General features: G+C 44.9%; 18 protein-coding genes. 6 read left to right on the forward strand and 12 right to left on the reverse strand.

Annotation, left to right across the window (positions count from 1 at the left end):
* The first annotated feature begins 111 nt into the window (after nt 1–111).
* The 4 genes from ACFQ3J_RS15030 to ACFQ3J_RS15045 are packed head-to-tail and all read left to right on the forward strand — an operon-like array spanning nt 112 to nt 2863.
* Nucleotides 112–441, forward strand: coding sequence for a PadR family transcriptional regulator (locus ACFQ3J_RS15030; RefSeq protein ID WP_091153288.1), 330 nt, complete (start codon nt 112–114; stop codon nt 439–441).
* A 12-nt stretch (nt 442–453) separates the two neighbouring features.
* Nucleotides 454–1317 carry a pentapeptide repeat-containing protein gene (locus tag ACFQ3J_RS15035; protein WP_251582444.1) on the forward strand — a complete coding sequence of 288 codons (864 nt, stop codon included), beginning with the start codon at nt 454–456 and terminating at the stop codon, nt 1315–1317.
* A 15-nt stretch (nt 1318–1332) separates the two neighbouring features.
* On the forward strand, nt 1333–2094 hold the full coding sequence (locus tag ACFQ3J_RS15040; protein ID WP_251582445.1) for an ABC transporter ATP-binding protein: 762 nt from the start codon (nt 1333–1335) through the stop codon (nt 2092–2094).
* A gap of 1 nt (nt 2095) precedes the next feature.
* Complete coding sequence (locus tag ACFQ3J_RS15045; RefSeq protein WP_091153283.1) at nt 2096–2863, forward strand: ABC transporter permease; 768 nt, start codon at nt 2096–2098, stop codon at nt 2861–2863.
* Nucleotides 2864–2950: 87 nt separating this feature from the next.
* Here the strand turns inward: ACFQ3J_RS15045 and ACFQ3J_RS15050 are convergent, their stop codons facing one another.
* The 6 genes from ACFQ3J_RS15050 to ACFQ3J_RS15075 all read right to left on the reverse strand — a co-directional run bounded on the left by ACFQ3J_RS15050 (nt 2951) and on the right by ACFQ3J_RS15075 (nt 8550).
* Nucleotides 2951–3577, reverse strand: coding sequence for a hypothetical protein (locus tag ACFQ3J_RS15050; RefSeq protein WP_251582446.1), 627 nt, complete (start codon nt 3575–3577; stop codon nt 2951–2953).
* A gap of 281 nt (nt 3578–3858) precedes the next feature.
* Nucleotides 3859–4047 (reverse strand): hypothetical protein, encoded by a 189-nt coding sequence (locus tag ACFQ3J_RS15055; protein ID WP_251582447.1) that lies wholly within the window; start codon nt 4045–4047, stop codon nt 3859–3861.
* A 29-nt stretch (nt 4048–4076) separates the two neighbouring features.
* Entirely contained in the window at nt 4077–4604 is a 528-nt protein-coding gene (locus ACFQ3J_RS15060) for a GrpB family protein (protein WP_251582448.1), read from the reverse strand.
* A gap of 147 nt (nt 4605–4751) precedes the next feature.
* Nucleotides 4752–6176: an L-arabinose isomerase gene (gene araA, locus ACFQ3J_RS15065; protein WP_251582449.1), complete on the reverse strand. Its 1425-nt coding sequence runs from the start codon at nt 6174–6176 to the stop codon at nt 4752–4754.
* A 57-nt stretch (nt 6177–6233) separates the two neighbouring features.
* Complete coding sequence (locus tag ACFQ3J_RS15070) at nt 6234–6929, reverse strand: L-ribulose-5-phosphate 4-epimerase (protein WP_091153274.1); 696 nt, start codon at nt 6927–6929, stop codon at nt 6234–6236.
* A gap of 16 nt (nt 6930–6945) precedes the next feature.
* Entirely contained in the window at nt 6946–8550 is a 1605-nt protein-coding gene (locus ACFQ3J_RS15075; protein WP_091153272.1) for a xylulokinase, read from the reverse strand.
* A 371-nt stretch (nt 8551–8921) separates the two neighbouring features.
* Here ACFQ3J_RS15075 and ACFQ3J_RS15080 point away from each other — a divergent pair, with 371 nt between their 5' ends.
* A complete protein-coding gene (locus ACFQ3J_RS15080) occupies nt 8922–10004 on the forward strand; it encodes a GntR family transcriptional regulator (protein WP_251582451.1) in 1083 nt (360 codons plus the stop codon).
* A 261-nt stretch (nt 10005–10265) separates the two neighbouring features.
* Here ACFQ3J_RS15080 and ACFQ3J_RS15085 read toward each other — a convergent pair whose 3' ends face one another.
* From ACFQ3J_RS15085 to ACFQ3J_RS15100, 4 genes are all read right to left on the reverse strand, one after another.
* Complete coding sequence (locus tag ACFQ3J_RS15085; protein ID WP_251582453.1) at nt 10266–11435, reverse strand: peptidylprolyl isomerase; 1170 nt, start codon at nt 11433–11435, stop codon at nt 10266–10268.
* A gap of 269 nt (nt 11436–11704) precedes the next feature.
* The gene (locus tag ACFQ3J_RS15090; protein WP_091153266.1) at nt 11705–12484 is read right to left on the reverse strand and encodes a phosphotransferase; all 780 of its coding nucleotides are present in this window, start codon (nt 12482–12484) and stop codon (nt 11705–11707) included.
* Between the two features lie 311 nt (nt 12485–12795).
* The gene (locus tag ACFQ3J_RS15095) at nt 12796–13860 is read right to left on the reverse strand and encodes a serine hydrolase domain-containing protein (protein ID WP_091160291.1); all 1065 of its coding nucleotides are present in this window, start codon (nt 13858–13860) and stop codon (nt 12796–12798) included.
* Between the two features lie 289 nt (nt 13861–14149).
* A complete protein-coding gene (locus tag ACFQ3J_RS15100) occupies nt 14150–14323 on the reverse strand; it encodes a GNAT family N-acetyltransferase (protein ID WP_379293122.1) in 174 nt (57 codons plus the stop codon).
* 280 nt (nt 14324–14603) lie between these two features.
* Between ACFQ3J_RS15100 and ACFQ3J_RS15105 the strand changes: the two genes are divergently transcribed.
* Nucleotides 14604–17315 carry an S-layer homology domain-containing protein gene (locus ACFQ3J_RS15105; protein ID WP_285850056.1) on the forward strand — a complete coding sequence of 904 codons (2712 nt, stop codon included), beginning with the start codon at nt 14604–14606 and terminating at the stop codon, nt 17313–17315.
* Nucleotides 17316–17399: 84 nt separating this feature from the next.
* Here the strand turns inward: ACFQ3J_RS15105 and ACFQ3J_RS15110 are convergent, their stop codons facing one another.
* Together ACFQ3J_RS15110 and ACFQ3J_RS15115 are read right to left on the reverse strand one after the other, a co-directional pair.
* Nucleotides 17400–17696 (reverse strand): DUF3600 domain-containing protein, encoded by a 297-nt coding sequence (locus tag ACFQ3J_RS15110; RefSeq protein WP_251582456.1) that lies wholly within the window; start codon nt 17694–17696, stop codon nt 17400–17402.
* Between the two features lie 94 nt (nt 17697–17790).
* A complete protein-coding gene (locus tag ACFQ3J_RS15115) occupies nt 17791–18663 on the reverse strand; it encodes an aminoglycoside phosphotransferase family protein (RefSeq protein WP_251582458.1) in 873 nt (290 codons plus the stop codon).
* Nucleotides 18664–18706: the final 43 nt, after the last annotated feature.

Here is an 18706-nt window from a genome sequence, read left to right on the forward strand (position 1 = left end):
CAATTAATAATCAGAAACACCCATTTATTATAAATAAGGTATTTTATTTAAAATACTACCTTGACTGTCAAAGTACTTTGCTGTACTATACAATTAACGGAGGAGATAAATATGGGTGAGAACAAGATTACTTCAGATTTACTTCGTGGACACACGGATACCATGATATTACGATTGTTATCCGAAGCTGACCGTTATGGCTATGAGATCGTCAAGATGATTGCTGAGCGCTCGGGAGGCGAATACGAATTAAAGGAAGCGACAATGTACTCCAGCGTCCGGCGGCTAGAGAATGATGGAGATGTGGAGTGGTACTGGGGTGACGAATCTCAGGGTGGAAGACGCAAATATTTCAGAGTTACCGAGAAGGGCAAGGCAATCTATGTCCACAACAAAGACAACTGGGAATACGCCAAGCGTGTGCTTGAAAACTTATTATAAGGAGATGGAAGTATGAATGAGAAGCTGACGAGTTATTTGAACGGTGTGTTCGCACCCTATGATGGAGTGAAGAGCGTTACCGAATTAAAGAGCGATCTGCTCTCCGATCTTGAGGAGCGGTTCCGTGAGCTCAAGGCTGAAGGCAAGGACGATGAAACTGCCTTTAAGATGACAGTCGACAGCATTGGGGATATTGAACAAACGGTGATCGAGGTGGCTAACCTCTCCCGCTCGCTGGAACGGCAAGTGGTGACCAACTTAAAGGCGAGCAACCTGCCTCAGAGTGACTTTGCGGGTATCACCGCATACAAAGGAAATTTCTCATCAAGCTTGCTGCAAGGCTCTGATTTCACGAATGCAGATTTAACAGGCAGCTCATTTAATTCAAGCAATGTACGTGATGCGATTTTTGACGGCGCGAACCTCACGGACTGCAATTTTTCCACCCTTGACCTCACCAATGGCAGCTTCAATCAATCGATCCTTGTGCGTACCAGCTACAGCAAATCGTGGCTGGCCGGAGCCAAATTCCTTAACGCACGACTGACAGACGTTAATCTGAGTATGACTTATCTTCGAGAGACCACCTTCCAGAATTGTATCTTTGACGGAGTGGACTTCAGCAAATCAGATCTGGGAGGCATGTGTTTTGACGGGCAGACGTTTATCGGTGTCAAGTTTAACAAAGCAGGACTGAATGAGGTTTCGTTCAAGGGCGCTACGCTGAGAAATGTATCATTCCAAGGGTTCCCGCTGTCCAAGAAGTATTACCGTGCCATCAAAACGATCTGCTTTGACGGTGCAGTCATGGATAAGCTGACTTACGCTTCGCTTAAAGGCATTGAGGCCGATCTGTCCAAAGTGACGGTTCGATAAGGAGGGGGGAAAAATATGCGAAACATTTCTATTAAGGTTACAGGACTTCAAAAGTCCTACAAGCAGCATCAAGTCCTAAAGGGTGTAGATTTTGAGGTCGAAAAGGGGAGTATCTTTGCCCTGCTCGGCTCCAACGGGGCTGGTAAGACAACGACCGTCAGAATTCTTACTACACTGCTCAAGCAAGACAGCGGAAGTGCGATCGTTAACGGATTCGATGTAGCAGCCGAGCCAGATAAGGTACGCCAGTCGATCAGTCTGACCGGACAATTTGCCGCCGTGGACGAAATTTTGACCGGACGAGAAAACTTGGTCATGATCTCCAAGCTGCGATATCTCAAAAATCCACGCCAGGTTGCCGATGAGCTGCTGACACGTTTTGGCCTGACAGATGCAGCCGACCGCAGGGTGTCTACGTATTCCGGCGGGATGCGCCGCAGGCTGGACATCGCCTTGAGCCTTGTGGGGAATCCAGAGGTTATATTCCTCGATGAGCCAACGACTGGGCTTGATCCGGAGGCGCGCATCGAAGTATGGAAGAATGTGAAAGAATTGGCTGACGGAGGCAAAACGGTACTACTCACCACGCAGTATCTGGAGGAGGCCGAACAGTTGGCCGATCGAATTGCCATTCTGCACGAGGGCCGAATTATCGCAAGCGGCACGCTCGCAGAGCTGAAGCAGTTGTTCCCGTCTGCAAAGGTGGAGTATGTTGAAAAACAGCCTTCACTAGAGGAAATATTCCTCGCAATCGTCGGCACCAAGGGGGTAAAGTAACATGGAGATGACAAAAAAGCACTTTTTCAGCGATATGGGCGTTATGCTTGGGCGTTCCATGCGGCATATATTTCGCAGTATGGATACTATTATTACAGTCTGCATCACACCGATTGCCATGATGCTGCTGTTCGTCTATGTATTTGGCGGTGCAATCCAAACCGATACCGATAACTATGTTAACTACCTGCTGCCCGGCATCCTGCTGATTGCGATTGCCAGTGGTATATCCTACACGGCTTACCGACTGTTTCTGGATAAGCAGCGAGGCATTATTGAACGGTTTAACACGATGCCCATTTCCCGTTCTGCCTTACTATGGGGGCATGTTCTTACCTCGGTGGTATCCAATGTCCTATCTGTTGTCGTCATCATCCTCGTAGCACTTGTAATGGGTTTTCGCTCCTCAGCAGGAATACTGCCTTGGCTTGCCGTGGCTGGTATACTCGTATTGTTCACACTGGCTTTGACCTGGGTCGCAGTCATCGCCGGACTGACTGCAAATTCGGTCGAAGGTGCAAGCGCCTTTTCTTATCCACTTATCTTCCTTCCATTCATCAGCTCAGCGTTTGTGCCAACCGATACGATGCCGACAGTCGTTCGCGCCTTTGCTGAGAACCAGCCCGTGACCTCGATCGTAGAAACCATCCGTGCATTATTGTCAGGTACGCCGGTGGGCAATGAAATTTGGGTCGCTCTTGCCTGGTGTGTCGGAATTATTATCATCTCCTACTTCTTTGCCATGCGGATTTACAAGAATCGAGTATAATAAGTTGCTTGAATAGAAAAATGGAGCAACTGCCAACCCGGCAAGCTGCTCCTTCTTTTATTTTGTGAAAGTATTCGATCCCACTTGCTAGTCATCAAATCGCAAAGTAAATACTAGCGCCCACTCTGTCTCGCTCAAGGATTCCTGTGTCAGATCCATAATATATATTTGATTTGTACTTGTCGCTTGCATTGCGAATACATAGATCGGCTGATCGACAGCATACGATTGTGGTTCTGTATGTTCCACCAGCCCCTTTGTAGCCAAATTGGTGTCCAACTCCAAAGTGAAGGTAGATAGACTCGATCTCGAGCCTCTAGCGTTGTTCACTTTAATTACAGCTGTTTCTTTATCCTCCTCTAATCGCACCGTTTCAATTGATATAATTACCTCTGTTTCGTTAGTGCTCTCTTCATCCGTACTGGAGTACAAATCTATGACTGATCCTCTCGTCTCCACCTTCTGGCCCTTCTCCCAGATGTCTATATCCAGACGAGCTTTCGGCTTTGCCCCCTCGTACTCTAATTTGAATGCGCCAGACATAGTGCCAAGAAAAGGTCTTAGCTTGCTCACTTCTCCTTGAGATAGATCAATCGGGGTCAGATGTATACTCGTAGTGTTCGGAATCTCGGGTACGGGTACTGGCTCGTCTTTCTCATGAATACATCCTGTCAGAATGAGTATGCAGATCAGAATCCACAATTGGAACCGCAAATGCTCACCTTCTTCTTTTGTTATTAATTGTTTATATGTATTAATTCAATTATAAAGGGTCTATCGCCCGAGCTTAAGAAGTCCAGATTGTGAATCTAATCAACCATTTGTATAGAACATCGCTTCATGCTGAAAATGATCTAGGAAATAAATACTTAATTCCTCTGCCCATGGCTTACTCGCTAAATCTATATCGTTTATCAAGCTCAATTTTCATGGTTCTCATCTCAATTCATTATTCCAAGACCAAACTTGGATTAACAGAACAGATGAATGACTTCTTAATGCCCAACACGATGCGTTTTTATATCAATGATTTGATAGATTAAGAGTACTATAAAAAATAGAGACATGATGACAATCGAGATACCTACCCAGCGAAGAAGCACTGAATTCTCGTCCTCTTTATTTGATTTCACAATAAGAAATACGCCTATTGCAAGAAGTATAATAACGACAACAAATATCATTGAACTTCCCCTCCTGGTACAAAGTAATATTAATCCCCTGCTGTACGCTTCGATTCTCTAGACCAAGCGAGCGCGTGCTGCTCCATTTCCGTCACAAAAGCTTTTTTGGCCGGGCTGTATTCACTCGTGTGCTCATAGCGCTGAGCCAATTCCTCCTTGAATCTGCCGTAACTCTCAGCTTCCTCTGGATGACTCCTAAGATAGTCTCTGAATATGAGATGCCGCTCAATATGAGGATTGCCTTCTTGATAAAAATGAATATGATGAGTTCTATGTTCTCCGCCCTTGCGAAACAGTCTTCTTCCCGGAATCCCCCAGTCACCGGCAACATCATATCCGAGCGATTGCATGGTATCATTGAAGCGGTCAATTCGATCAATCTGACTTACGATACACATCATGTCAATGACAGGCTTGGCTTTTAAACCTGGAACTGCGGTACTTCCAAAATGCTCTATGCTCAGAATCTCGCCCTCGAATAAGATCATAAGGAAATTGGCTTCTTCTTGAAACAGCCTGAACCATGCCTCGCTGTAATCACTCAATCGCACTTTCATACGATCACTCCTAATTTAGACTATGGTACTTAGCAGTTGCCTGTAAGATTATACCATGTCTGTATTGTTTACCTATGCCTTACCCGTTCATTTGCAGCAAAAAAGAAGAACCGGCATACGGCCGGTTCCTCGGTTAATTATTAATTGTTATTTAATAATGACATAATCCAAATTCACAAGCTTCGCATAGGTTACGATTTGATCGGTGGTCAGGTTCAGGGAAACAACGGTATGGTGACCACCGCCATTCTCAATCCACGCTCTGACTCCATCCTGGAAGTTAGGCTTTACATTCCAGAGCACACGGGCAACGGGAAGCTTAGGCGCAGGCGTCGTCGGCTCAAACAAGGATACCTCGTTAATGAGCAGCTTGTAATGTGTGCCAAAGTCAGCCATCGATACAACCACACCTTCTCCTGCCTTGCCATCGAACACAAGACGTGCCGGATCTTCGCGATCGCCGATTCCCAGTGGAGAAACGACAACCTTAGGCTTGTTAACCGCCAGTGTTGGATCTACCTCGAGCATGTGGGATTGAAGAATAGATTCCTGACCCGCAGCGAGCTCATACGTGTAGTCCTCCATAAAGCCGGTAGACTCGTTATGGCTCATGACTTTGAGCAGACGATCCAGGGCTGCTGTCTTCCAGTCACCTTCACCCGCAAAGCCGTAGCCTTGTGCCATCAGGCGTTGTACCGCGAGACCTGGAAGCTGCTTCATGCCATGCAGATCCTCGAAGTTCGAAGTGAAGGCATTGTAGCCCCCTTGATCGAGGAAACGCTTAAGGGCAATTTCATAGCTCGCTTGGACTTTGACACTGGCTTCCCAATCTTCCTTGCTGTAAGTACCATAATCGAATTCGTACAGCTCCGCATATTCACCAAACAAATCATTGATTTCTTCCTCGGTAACCTCATTAACCACTTGAACAAGGTCGCCGATTCCGAAGTAGTCTACTGTCCATCCGAATTGGATTTGCGCTTCGACCTTATCCCCTTCTGTAACGCCGACATTACGCATGTTATCGCCAAAGCGGGCTACTCTGATGTTGAAGCTCTCGTTATAAGCAACAGCGACGTCCATCCAATCTGCAATTTGCTGCTGTACTTCAGGGCGCTCCCAATAACCGACTACGATTTTATTTTGCTTTTTCAGCCGTGCGTTGATAAATCCATACTCACGGTCACCATGCGCGGCCTGGTTCAAGTTCATGAAGTCCATATCAATGGTTGCCCAAGGAATGCTCTCATTGTATTGTGTAGCCAGATGAAGCAATGGCTTTTGGAGCAGCTTCGTTCCACGGATCCACATTTTTGCAGGCGAGAACGTATGCATCCAGGTAATTACACCGGCAACCTCGTCACGATAGTTAACTTCCTTCATAATACTTGTAATTTTGTCTGCGCTGACAGCGAGATCCTGCAGTACAAGCGGATAAGGCAGCACGCCGCTGTTGTTCAGCGCATCCGTCATTTCCTGTGCATGTGCCTTAACTTCAGACAGAGCTTCTTCTCCGTACAAGTGCTGTGAACCTACGACAAACCAGAATTGTTTTGCTACGTTTGCTGACATATTTTCATCCTCTTTTCTATAAATGTATAGTTAAAAATCCGGCTTGAATCCTCTGCGTTACTTCTGTCCGTAATAAGCGTCTTTACCGTGCTTGCGCAAATAGTGCTTGTCAAGAATACGCTGTGGCAGCTCTGGTGCAAACCGGTTTAATTCTCTGGCAAACAGATTCATCTTCGATACTTCCTCAAGCACGACACTGTTCATGACCGCGGATTTAGCATCCTTGCCCCAAGTAAAAGGTCCGTGCCCCTGGAGCAATACACCTGGAATCGACATGATATCAATACCGCGCTGCTCGAAGGTTTCGATAATGACATGTCCTGTCTCCGCCTCATAACCACGATCCACTTCCTCTTGGGTCAAGAAACGCGCACATGGGATCGAACCATAAAATGTATCCGCATGTGTTGTTCCCATCACAGGTACATCCAGCCCGGCTTGAGCCCAAACGGTTGCCCACATGGAATGCGTGTGTACGATGCCGCCGATCTCTGCATAGTGCTTATACAGCACGGCATGCGTTGGTGTGTCGGAAGAAGGTCTTAGCTCTCCCTCAACTACGTTACCATCCAGATCCACAACGACCATATCGCTGGCCTTCATCTTCTCATAGCTGACACCGCTCGGTTTGATGACGAATAATCCGCTCTCCCGATCAATCGCACTAACATTACCCCATGTATATTTGATCAGACCTTGCTTCGGCAAATCAAGGTTGGCCTGAAACACTTCTTCTTTCAGTTGTTCTAACACCTTGCTCCCTCCCATTTCACACTAAATTGTCGACAGCGGCCTGCTCAATGACAAGCCCCTTCTTGTATCGCTCGATAAAGACCTCAAAGCCCTTCACATCAGCAGCATCCGGTTTAATTTCTACTTCTTCCACATCGCTGAACACTTTCTGGTCAAGGAAATCATCCAAGCTCTCTCCGTCAGTCTTGTTCAGGAGGTATGAAGCGAGCACTGCCATCCCCCAAGCTCCGCCTTCTCCGGCCGTCGATGTAACAGACACGGGCACATGAAGTGCAGCTGCCATCATTTTCTGGCCGACGATCGGCGTCTTGAACAATCCGCCATGAGCCAGGATGCTGTCGATCGCGACACTCTCTTCCTTCGTCAAAATGTCCATCCCGATCTTTAGAGCGCCAAATGCAGTGAACAGATGAACCCGCATAAAGTTAGCGAGATTAAATCTGCTCTCCGGGGAACGTACGAACAGCGGACGTCCTTGCTCAAGACCCGTAATATTCTCACCGGAATAATAACCATAGCTCAGCAAGCCGCCGCCGTCAGGATCGGCCTCCAGTGCTTTGTTCAGCAGCACGCTGTACAGCTTCTCTGTATCCACCTTTTGTCCGGCTGCTTCAGAGAACTCACGGAACAATCCGAGCCAGGCATTAAGGTCGCTTGAGCAGTTGTTGGCATGAACCATACCGACCGGACTACCGTTTGGCGTCGTAACCATATCGATCTCCGGGTAAACCTTGGACAGCTCCTTCTCCAGGACGATCATGGCAAAAACGGACGTTCCTACCGAGACATTCCCCGTACGCTTTCTCACACTGTTCGTCGCCACCATCCCTGTTCCCGCGTCCCCTTCTGGAGGACACAAAGGAATGCCTGGCTGTAAATCTAGTGAAGGGTCCAAAATCTTGGCCCCTGCTTCGGACAGCACGCCTGCTGCTTCACCTGCAGAATACACCTTAGGCAGCAGGTCACTTACCTTCCACGGATAGCCTTTATCTGCAACCAGCTCATTAAACTGCTGGATCATGGATTCATTATAATTTTGCGTGGATTCATCGATTGGGAACATGCCTGACGCATCGCCGATGCCAAGCGCCTTGTTTCCAGTAAGCAGCCAGTGTATATATCCCGCCAATGTCGTCACGAAACGGATCTGAGGCACATGCTCTTCTTCGTTTAATATCGCTTGATAGAGGTGAGCAATGCTCCAGCGTTCAGGGATATTGAACTTGAACTCTTCGGTCAATGCTCTCGCCGCCGCACCTGTTGTTGCATTGCGCCAGGTCCGGAACGGAACAAGCAGTTTATCTGTATCGTCAAAAGCCATATATCCGTGCATCATCGCAGAGAAACCGATCGAACCGACCGTTTGGAGGGTGATTCCGTATTTTCGTTCAACCTCCTGCTTCATCTCGCGGTAAGCTTCTTGCAGGCCTGTAATAATGTCATCCAGGCTGTACGTCCAAAAACCGTCCTTCAGCTGATTCTCCCACTCATAGCTTCCGGAAGCGATCGTTTGAAACCGCCCATCAATGAGTACGGCCTTGATCCGTGTGGATCCAAACTCAATACCAAGCGACGTTTCTCCCTTAGCAATCGCTTGTTCGATGCTTACTTGACTCGACATTACCTTGGTCACCTCTCTGGCAGCGCTTCATTAATAGGATAATTGTAAGAAGGCGCTTTCTAAATTGACAGGTATAGTATATTTTTTGTACGTACATTTGTCAATATCATATGTTATATATACATACAAATATGGATACAATAAAATTTTGTGCCTTTCTTCAAATTCTGTCCTATAAAAAGCTGCATCAAAGCGATCTGGTATAGGTTTACAAATATAGTGATAACTTTCTAAGTCTACATAAAAATAGCGCACGGTCATTTAAAATGGGACCTTCTCTTTATTTATTTCACAATCATGCTATAATTTGTACATACAAATTTACCAAATGAACGAATAACCTAGCGAACAAGTATGGAAGAAGGAGTTTCATGAAACCAAAGTATCAAGTCATCATTGATGATATAAAGAGTAAAATACTATCCGGGGATTATGGTGTAGGAGAACAAATTCCAACGGAGTCTGCCCTGCAAACCATGTACGAGGTCAGTCGGCAAACGGTTCGGAAGGCGATCCTGGAGTTATCGAATGAGGGATTTTTGCGGAGTGAAAAAGGATCCGGCACCTATGTCAGCAACCAGTATCGGACGAGGACAAGCGGAGCCTCTAACAAAAAGACGATCGGTGTCATCACGACCTACATCTCTGACTATATCTTCCCCTCTATCATTCGGGGGATTGAAAGCAGGCTGAACGAGGACAATTATTCACTTCTGCTGGCCAGCACCAACAATGATGTCGCTCAGGAGAAAAAGGCGCTGGAGATGATGCTCTCTTACGGTGTGGACGGACTGATCATTGAGCCTACCAAGAGCAATCTGTACAATCCGAATATTGCTTATTACCTGTCCTTCAAGGAACAAGACATCCCCTTTATTATGATTAATGCTTATTACGAAGAGATTGATGTGCCTTTTCTGTGCCTCGACGACGTGCAGTCCAGCTATCTGGCGACAAAAGAGCTGATATCGAACGGACACTCGCAGATCGGACTCATTTCTAAGATGGATGATTTGCAAGGAAAGTATCGAATGAAAGGCTATATCAAAGCACTCGGCGAAGCTAAATTACGTTTTCACCCGGAGCTTGTTTTTTCCTTTGATACAGAGACGAAGCAGGCACTCTCGAGCAACCTGAAGGATTTCCTGGATGTGAACAGAGAGGGGCTTACAGCCCTCGTCTGCTATAACGACGAGGTCGGCCTTGAAGTAGTTCATGCGTGCAGACAGCTTGGCATCTCAATTCCGGAGGAGTTATCTATCATCGGTCAGGACAATTCCTATATTGCCAAGAATGCGAATATCCAGTTAACGACGCTGACTCACCCCCAAGAAGAAATGGGACGCGATGCTGCCGACTGGATTATTAAGAAATTGCAAGGCAAAAAGGATTTGCCGGACAATACGTACTATCAGCCCGAGCTTGTTTACGGTGAGACGGTTCAGAAGAGATAGATTGAGCATGGGTCATCCATTTCATAATACCTCAAATTGCTTTAATCATGAGTATATATAGATCAAAACGGTGTAATTTGACTACGTATGATTTCATAATCTTCATTTTAATGAGATATGAAATTGATTCACATATAATGATTTTTTTGTATCCTATTATGTATCCATGTCATTTTTAGAGTAGAAAAAAGCAGCCATAGCAATGAACCCTGGTTCAATTGCTTGGCTGCTTACTTTTTTCATCTAACTAATCGTTACCTATTATTCGTTTGTTGTGGACTCTGTATCCTCAGTCGTGGAATCCGTGGAATTCGTATCAGCTCCAGCATCTGTGCTTTCCTCTGCTGGCGTAAGTGTATTCGAGATTGTAGCATTGGAACGCAGATCCGTCATCCAGGTTGAGCTAAGTTCACCGATCTGTTGATCCACCAATATTTTGCGAATCTCTTCTTTCTTGTCTTCCAAGGTTGGATTCGTCGCTTCTTTATGATCTGTCTTCATAATGATGTGATAACCATAATCCGACTGCACCGGATCGCTGATTTCATCAACTTGCATGGAGAAAGCCGCCTTCGAGAATGGCTCTAGCATATCTGCTTCGCCAAAGAATCCGAGATCCCCGCCATTCGCTGCGGAAGCGGTATCTGTGGATTTTTCCGTTGCAAGTGTTGCAAAGTCTGCTCCGCCATCAAGCTCTTTCTTGATCGCATCCGCTTCTTCTTTGGTTTCAACGAGAATATGGGACGCTCTTACCTGCTCTGGTGTAGCGAAGGATGCCTTGTTCTCCTCATAGTAAGTGCTGATCTCTTCATCGGTTACATCCGTTTGCGGTTCTAGAATTTTACGCATTTTGACTTGCAGATCCATATTCTTCTTAAGAGCGTCAAGTGTCATCCCGGATTGGGCAAGTGCCATGTCAAATGCTTCTTCACCGCCATATTGCGTCTTCAACGTTTCAAGCTCTGCGTTTACGTCCTCGTCTGTAACCGTCACATTAGCCTCAGCTGCTGCCTGATCGACAAGCTCCATCGTAATCATGTTCTCCAGCGTAGCTTGTCCGCCAAGTGTCAAGAGTTCGTTATACAGCTCGTCCTTGGAAATGTCCGTACCATTCACCGATGCAACAGCTTCCTTACCGCCTCCAAACGGAGGATATATAAGTACAATAATCAGCGCAGCAGCAAGAACTCCCGATATCACCATCCAGACTACACTGCTCTTCCCTTTGGCTGCTGGCTGTTCTTCATTCTCTGCATGATCCTTTTGCATCTCCGGCTCTGAAGCTGCTTCCGGCTGTATTTCAGACGTTGATTCAAGCTGTGTATGAGGCTCAGTATCAGGCTCACTTCCCTGCTGCACTTCTTTCTCTTCTTGCAAAGCATCCTGCTTCTCTTCATCGTTGTCGAAACGCGATGGTTTGTTGTTATCCATTAAACTAAAACTCCCTTCGTGTCTTTCCATATCATGACCTTTTATTAAATATAAAGGATTTCAAAAATAAAACATTAAAATAACATAAAAAATCTACAGATTTAATTTAGGCTCTTTTTCTCTCTTTCAATTTCCTGCTGATAAGTCCGATAATTAATGGAAATAAAATTGCTCCTTGCCATCACCTACAGATTTTAACGCTTTGTGCAATGCATCCGTTATCAAAGAAAGTGGTATTTCAAGAAATAGATACGTCACAAGTAGTACATTTAAAAGAACTTATATATGCCTTCCTGAAAATAGCTATACTCTTCATCCGTTATCCTTAACCTGCCATAGGACTCCAAAAAAACTTCCTTATCCCTCGCTTGATCAAATACCCCCTGCTTCGGACGGATGGCTAGTGCCATATCAAATCGAGGATCACCATAACCGGCTCTGGGCCAATCGATAATACCACATACCTTATTGTCTTTGACTAATATATTATTTGTATGAAAATCACCATGGATCAGGGTATTTTTAATCTGTAATGGTCTATTCCTATCTAGTCGTACGAGGAGATCTTCCGTCCCGTCTACACTGTAATTATCCAGATTGTATCTGGCTTTCATGAGCATCGAATCGATCCAGGGTGACTCATCCTTGAGCAGCTCTACAGGACATGGGCATTCATGAATTTGCCGTAGGCATGCACCATATTGAGACACCACCTCTTCTCGATCCCTAAGGTTAGGTTGGTCGCTTAGATAATGTCTTAAACTAATACCTTGGATGTAATCCATAAGCAGCCAGCTTGATTTGCTATCTGTATGGAAAGCATAAGTATGTGGTACAGGCAGGCCTGTAGTCGAAAGAAATTGTAGTGCTGCATATTCATCAGATAACCATTCGTTATATAGGTCATGGTGTGTTTTTTTGATAATGAACTGATGATCACTAGTGTCGATCTTAACAACAAGCGAAGTATGCCCCTGCCTTGGATATGAGATGTTGCGGATCTTACCGATTTGATCTATAAGCTCAACGGGAATATCCTTTACGTTCATAGGTTCTCTCCTTTTGTTTATTAGATATGACTCCAGACTTGGGACATTTTATAACTGCCTAACTAATTATATAATATTATAATTTGATATGTATCTAATAAGTGAAAATAATGGATTAGATAATGGAAATAGCTCTACAATTGAACTTATGGCTTAAAAAAAGCAGTCCGATCAGATTGATCAGCTGCTAATTATATTATTCAATTAATGTTTCCTGTTAGCTTAATGAATAAAAGTCCACTAAATTAGATAACATTTTTATGTATCGCTTGCCCTGAATATATACTGCTATTCTTCACGTCTCCGTTACTTTAATGACTTTTCTCACATATGATTGCTTCAAATATTTTTTTACCTGTAGAGTCTATCATAGTTCCTTGAGAAGGCTCTTTTTTAGTAATCCATTTTATTAATTGAGCAAAATAATAATCCATAAGAGAATTCGAGAAAAAAGAATAATTTGATAGCAATACAACTCCTACACGGAGTTCCTTGTTGAAAGCTAGATAACTATTAAAACCAGCTGAACCCCCGTTATGCCAGAGGATATCTTTATCTAGAAGTTTATCCTCACCCCAGCCAAAATAACGGTTTGAATTTCCTATCCATATAGGGAGATGACTTTTTTGTAGTGTAGAGGCTATCGGATTATCATCATTTAGATTGGCTTGGACAAATAAACTCAAATCGCTAACAGATGACTTAATCCCCCCAGCACCTTCATGTATAGAAAGATCCCAATGAGGGACTCTTTTCCCAGTTGAAGCATGTCCGTTCAAAAACCTGCCATCCTGTTCTGAATTAAGCATAACGGCTGTCTCATTCATTTTTAATGGACTCGTTATATATTTTTTTAACAGTTCGTCATACTTGCTTCCTGACACCTTACATAGAATGTTTCCCAGTATCGCCATACCGATATTGGAATATCCAAACGAACCAATGCTATCTGTGTAGTCAGCATTAGATAAAAAAGCAGTTAAATCTTGCTCGGTATACATTGAATAAGGATTTGATCTTTTTTTAGCCAAATTGTGGTTGGCTGCCAATATAGGTAATCCAGAGGTATGAGTAGCCAGGCTTCTCAAGGTAATTTTATTCAAATAATCGTTTTCAGCATTCTGCACAAACTTACCAACCATGTCATCCGAGGAAAGCAGTTTTTCCTGTTCCATTTCTAATAAAAGTATTGAAGTAAAAACTTTGGTTATGGATCCGATTTCAAACAACATATTCTCAGGAGGAACCATGCTTTTCTTTTTACTATTACAAAACGAAAAGTATTCAATATCTCCCTCTCTAATAATCCCGATAACAAGATGTAGATGTTTCTTATCTTTCGTGTAATCTGAAACAAAACTTTGTAAATCCTTCATTGTAAAAGTTACTCCTTTTAGTTAATCTACCTATTTTGGGAAGCTAAATTATGTATTCTTTTCCATTTCCCAACATTCCTGCCCGTTTACTTAAAGAAAAAAGAGCAGCTGACATATCTTTTTCATTTCCTACAATGATCTGTTCTAGGCTTTCGGATAGAATCAGTTGCACAAAATAGAGAAGGGGAAAGCATTCGTACATTAGCTAAATGTTAGTGTTTGGTTCGTCGTTGTCTAACATTTTTGAAAAATACTTAGGAGCCTCCTTAAAACCTTGTCGCTCATAAAATCAATGAGCATCTATTCTTCTGGAATGACAATGAACTTGGATTCTGTCACATCCCCTTTTTCTGGCAGTAGCAGTGGCAAATTCCTCTAATTCCTTTCCAATTCCTTTACTTCTAATTGTGGAATCAATAACTAGATAACTAATCGGAATTTTCTTTGTGATCATAGTAACCATCCCCTTCCATATAATTGGATCTACTTGTACGATCTTTTCTCTCAGTTTACAAACCACTGCAGTCCATTTTACAAATGTACGATTTCCTCTTTCTTTTGAGTCACAAAACGCCCAAATCGTACGATTTTGATATAAAGCGGAAATTGTTCTATAGCTCCCTGAGTCCCCAAAATGCTAAAGTAACGGCGTAACAGGCATCTGAAATGGAGACTTTCTCATCATTTGCTGGTGCATGTAGAAAAATTTCAATTATCAAGAATAGGGGCGTGTTGTTACAGCTATGAGAAAGCAAACAAAAAAATCACTGGCATTTCTTCTAATGTTATCTATGGCAAGCTCATCGCTTACCGGTACGAGTTTCGCAGCGAACCCGGAGGTTCAGCTCTCCGATATTAAGGGACACTGGGCAGAAGCAAAAATCCAAGCCTGGATCGATCAAGGATTGGTACGAGGATATTTGGACCGCACCTTTAAACCGAACAACTCCATCACCAGAGCCGAGTTTATAAATTTAGTAAATGCTGCTTTTGGATATTCAGGACAAACCAAGGTTAGCTTCAAAGATGTTTCTGCGGATGCCTGGTACTATGAAGCTGTTGCTGCAGCCAGTGCCGCTGGGTATATAAGCGGGTATTCGGATCAAACGATGAAGCCGCAAAATTCGCTAACCCGTCAAGAAGCAGCAGTGATCATCGCCGGAATTCTGAACTTGGAGGAGAATGAGGAAGCTGCAGATGCCTTTAGCGATTCATCCTCCATTGCAGCGTGGAGCAAAGGGGCTGTAGGTGCAGCGGCAGCGGCCAACATGATATCCGGATATGAAGATGGAAGCTTTAAACCCCTTCACTCCATCACTCGTGCCGAAGCAGTGGAAATATTGGTTAATGCTGTAGAAAAGAATACCCAAGTAGGTGCTAAACCATCTAAACCCGTTGGAACAAGAAACCAGCTGAATGTTGCCCCTCCTGCGGCTGAGGCCTCTTTATCTGCAGTACAGCATGGTGCAAATGCAGCAGACGCCACATTAAAGAACACGGTCGCAACGAATCCATTCATTCAAATTCTGGACGGTTTTGATCAGGTATGGTCTTTGAACCAACCAGCCTGGAGAAATGGAACAGCGCTAACTACTCCTGGAGTCAATGGAGAGGTTGCCAATTACGGAGACGGACCTACCGTATACTATGATGGATATAAAAATGATGCAGGCGCTGTAGTTGCAGATAAGAAAACCTATGCAAACACCGAGATCAGAAATAAGGCGACCTGGGTTGCGAATATCGAATATGTAGAAGATGTTACGCAAAAACGTACCAAAGAAGAGGCATTGGCAGCCTACTATGATGACCAAAGAGATAAGATCTATAGTATGATCGATGGTTTTGGCCCTCTGGCTAACACTTATGTAGATATCATCAAGCCAGTGACAAGCGTTGAACGGAATATCGACGAAATGGATGTCGTCTTGACAGAGACCACCGCGGAAGACCAAAGCCAGGGGATCGGCAGCGATTGGGCCAATAGCGAGCTTGCAGATATGGTCGCTCTAGTGGATCTCGTTCGTTTCAAAATCCCTGCCTCATCTAATCCTGCAAAATACTTCTACTCTTCTCCTAGACCATGGAGAATGAATTCGAGCGGTGAGGTTAAAGAGGTCGTGGATCAGAACGGTTTGCCTGTATGGGAAACGCTGGGTGAAGGTGAAGCTACAGACGAGCCCTTGCCTTCAGGCGGAACAAAATCAACCGGAGAAAGACATTTCCAAGCGTATGAAACGGACGTCGAGGTTATTCCTGCATTGAGCTATGTAAGAAGAGAAGCGGAGGATGGAATAGGTAAAGATGGTGCTTTCCCAAGCGGACATACAAGTGCATCGTACTTATCCGTTCTGCCTTTTGCCTACGCTACACCAGAACGATACGCTGAATTTTTAACCAGAGCGGCTCAAATGGGCGAAAATCGAATCGTAAGCGGAATGCACTCACCGCTTGATGTGATTGGTGCAAGAATTCAAGCTACAGCCATGACGGCATATGCATTAAATATGGAAGAGAACCAAGAATTGTTAGAGAAGGCGTATGAAAATGCAGGAGAGGTATTTGGCGCAGCCGCAGCGGCAAAAAACATGAGCCTGTACGACTATGCGCATACCGTAACAGAGGATTATACCTTCAAGAGTGCGTATGATGAAACAAAATGGGCAGATCACGACGCCAACAAAGCCTTCTACAGAGAGAAGCTTACTTACGGCCTGCCTCAAACCGGAATCAAAGGCTTGGCTCCTGAAGTGCCAGCAGGCGCAGAAGCTTTACTCGAAACGCGTCAGCCTTATTTAACCGATGAGCAACGCAGAGAAGTATTGTATACCACATCCATTGACTCCGGTTATCCTGTACTGGACGAATCCAACGGCTGGGGCAGACTGGATCTCGTCACGGCTGCGGATGGATACGGTGCGTTCCTAGACAATGTAACTGTGGATATGGACGCTTCCAAAGGACGCTTTAACGCACAAGACTGGTGGAGAAATGATATCAGTGGTGCCGGCATGCTTACGAAGAAGGGATCAGGAACCCTTACTCTTTCAGGAAAAAACAGCTACACCGGCGGAACATTACTGCAAGCTGGAACTCTGGAAGCTGCATCTGCGACCGCTTTTGGTACCGGTGATCTGTATGTGGAGAATGGAACGGTCCTAGTTAACGCCGATGGAGCATTGAAAGTGAACGGAAACTTTACCATGGACAACGGAACCTTGGAAATGGTCATGGATGATGACAACAGTCAAATTCAAGTCAATAAAATGCTGTATCTTGCGGGTGGAAGCCTGAATCTGGATCTCTCTAACTATAAGATTGAGGGTTCTAAAGACATTACGTTAATTACTGCAGGTGGAGTTAAAGGTCAATTTGATCGTATAACTGCCGATGGTTATGACGTTACTGTCACTTACAATGAAGATCGTGTCATCGCACATGTTGTAGCAAAATAAAGCAAATGTTATGGATCAGGGCTGAACTAGTTTCTAGTATCAGCCCTTTTCCATTTCTCACTCAAAATAAATTCGCAAAGGGTTCTACGGCTTGACGATTCCATTGATCTTCTCGAAATACGGCTCCAGCTTGGATGTGAGTTTAGCCCACTGTTGTTGTTCTTCTTTAGTCAGCTTCTCTTCATTTCTGATCCCATTTTCATCGCTAATCTTTAGCTTTAATTGCATCAACTGGTTGGTCAGCTCTATATACTCCTTGAATTCGTCTTCTGTGAGCCTGCCTTTTGCTGCCTGAAGAAATTTTTCAACCTCGTGATAATCTTCCTGTGAAGCACCAATCTTTTCAACAGCTAATGAAATTCTGTCAGAGAAAAGATTCAATATGAAGTGCGATATTTGCTAGAAAATAAATAATAGATGGAGCAGCTGCTGAGTGGCAAACTGCTCCATTTTGTTATCGAAATTATATTTTCCTTCATTCAGACAGTATTAGGTCGAGCCAGGATTCTGCCTCATGGTACAGAATTGGATTGTTTTCCGGCGTGTAGTAGGCAAGCACTGCCACTGCCTGCGATACGACCCATCCACGGGCTCTTGCCCACGTAGCATCGTCCGTCGGAAGATGTTTGCGGAACGCATCACGGGCCGCAGGCGTGTGTAACTTCCAGGCGACCATGATATCGCATGCAGGGTCTCCAATGCCCATCGTACCCCAATCGATCACACCCGTAATGCGTCCATTGCGCACGAGCCAGTTACGCACATCAAGGTCGCCGTGATGCCAAACGGGTGGGCCGTTCCAGGGGGGTGCAGCCAGCGCCGATTCCCACACAGAAGCCACTGCAGAATCGCCATCGAACCGAGCCAGCCAGTATTGAAACTCTTCATTTCGCTGAGCTAATGGAATGCCGCGTCCCGGCGGTCCCCCCGATGAATTGATTTGTTGCAGGGCTGCAACGAAATCTGCAAGATCACGTGCTGCCTGAATCGCATCAATCTCCTCAATCGGTACTGTCTTACCCTCAACCCACGTATGTATTTCCCAAAACCACGGATAATCGAGATTCGGATGCCCCTGCGCGATAGGTACAGGGGTTTCAAGCGGAACTAATGGCGCGAGCTTCGGCAGCCACAGCATTTCGCGACTTTCTGGTATCGTAGGTCCCTCCCGCCTTGCAAGACGAACGGAATATTTGTCACCCAGCCGAAAGATGGCGTTTACTGTACCCGCTGGCTCGATCCGCTCCAGGGTTAGCTCTGCCCAGTGGGGAAACTGGTCGAGAATTAGTCGGCGTACGAGCGCCTCGTCAATTTCCATTTCGTCGATGTGCATCTTATCTGTTCCCATTTTAACACCTCGTCGTTTGAATTATTACACTAATGGGTTATAC

Source organism: Paenibacillus provencensis, from assembly GCF_042678545.1.
Lineage (GTDB): Bacteria > Bacillota > Bacilli > Paenibacillales > Paenibacillaceae > Paenibacillus > Paenibacillus provencensis.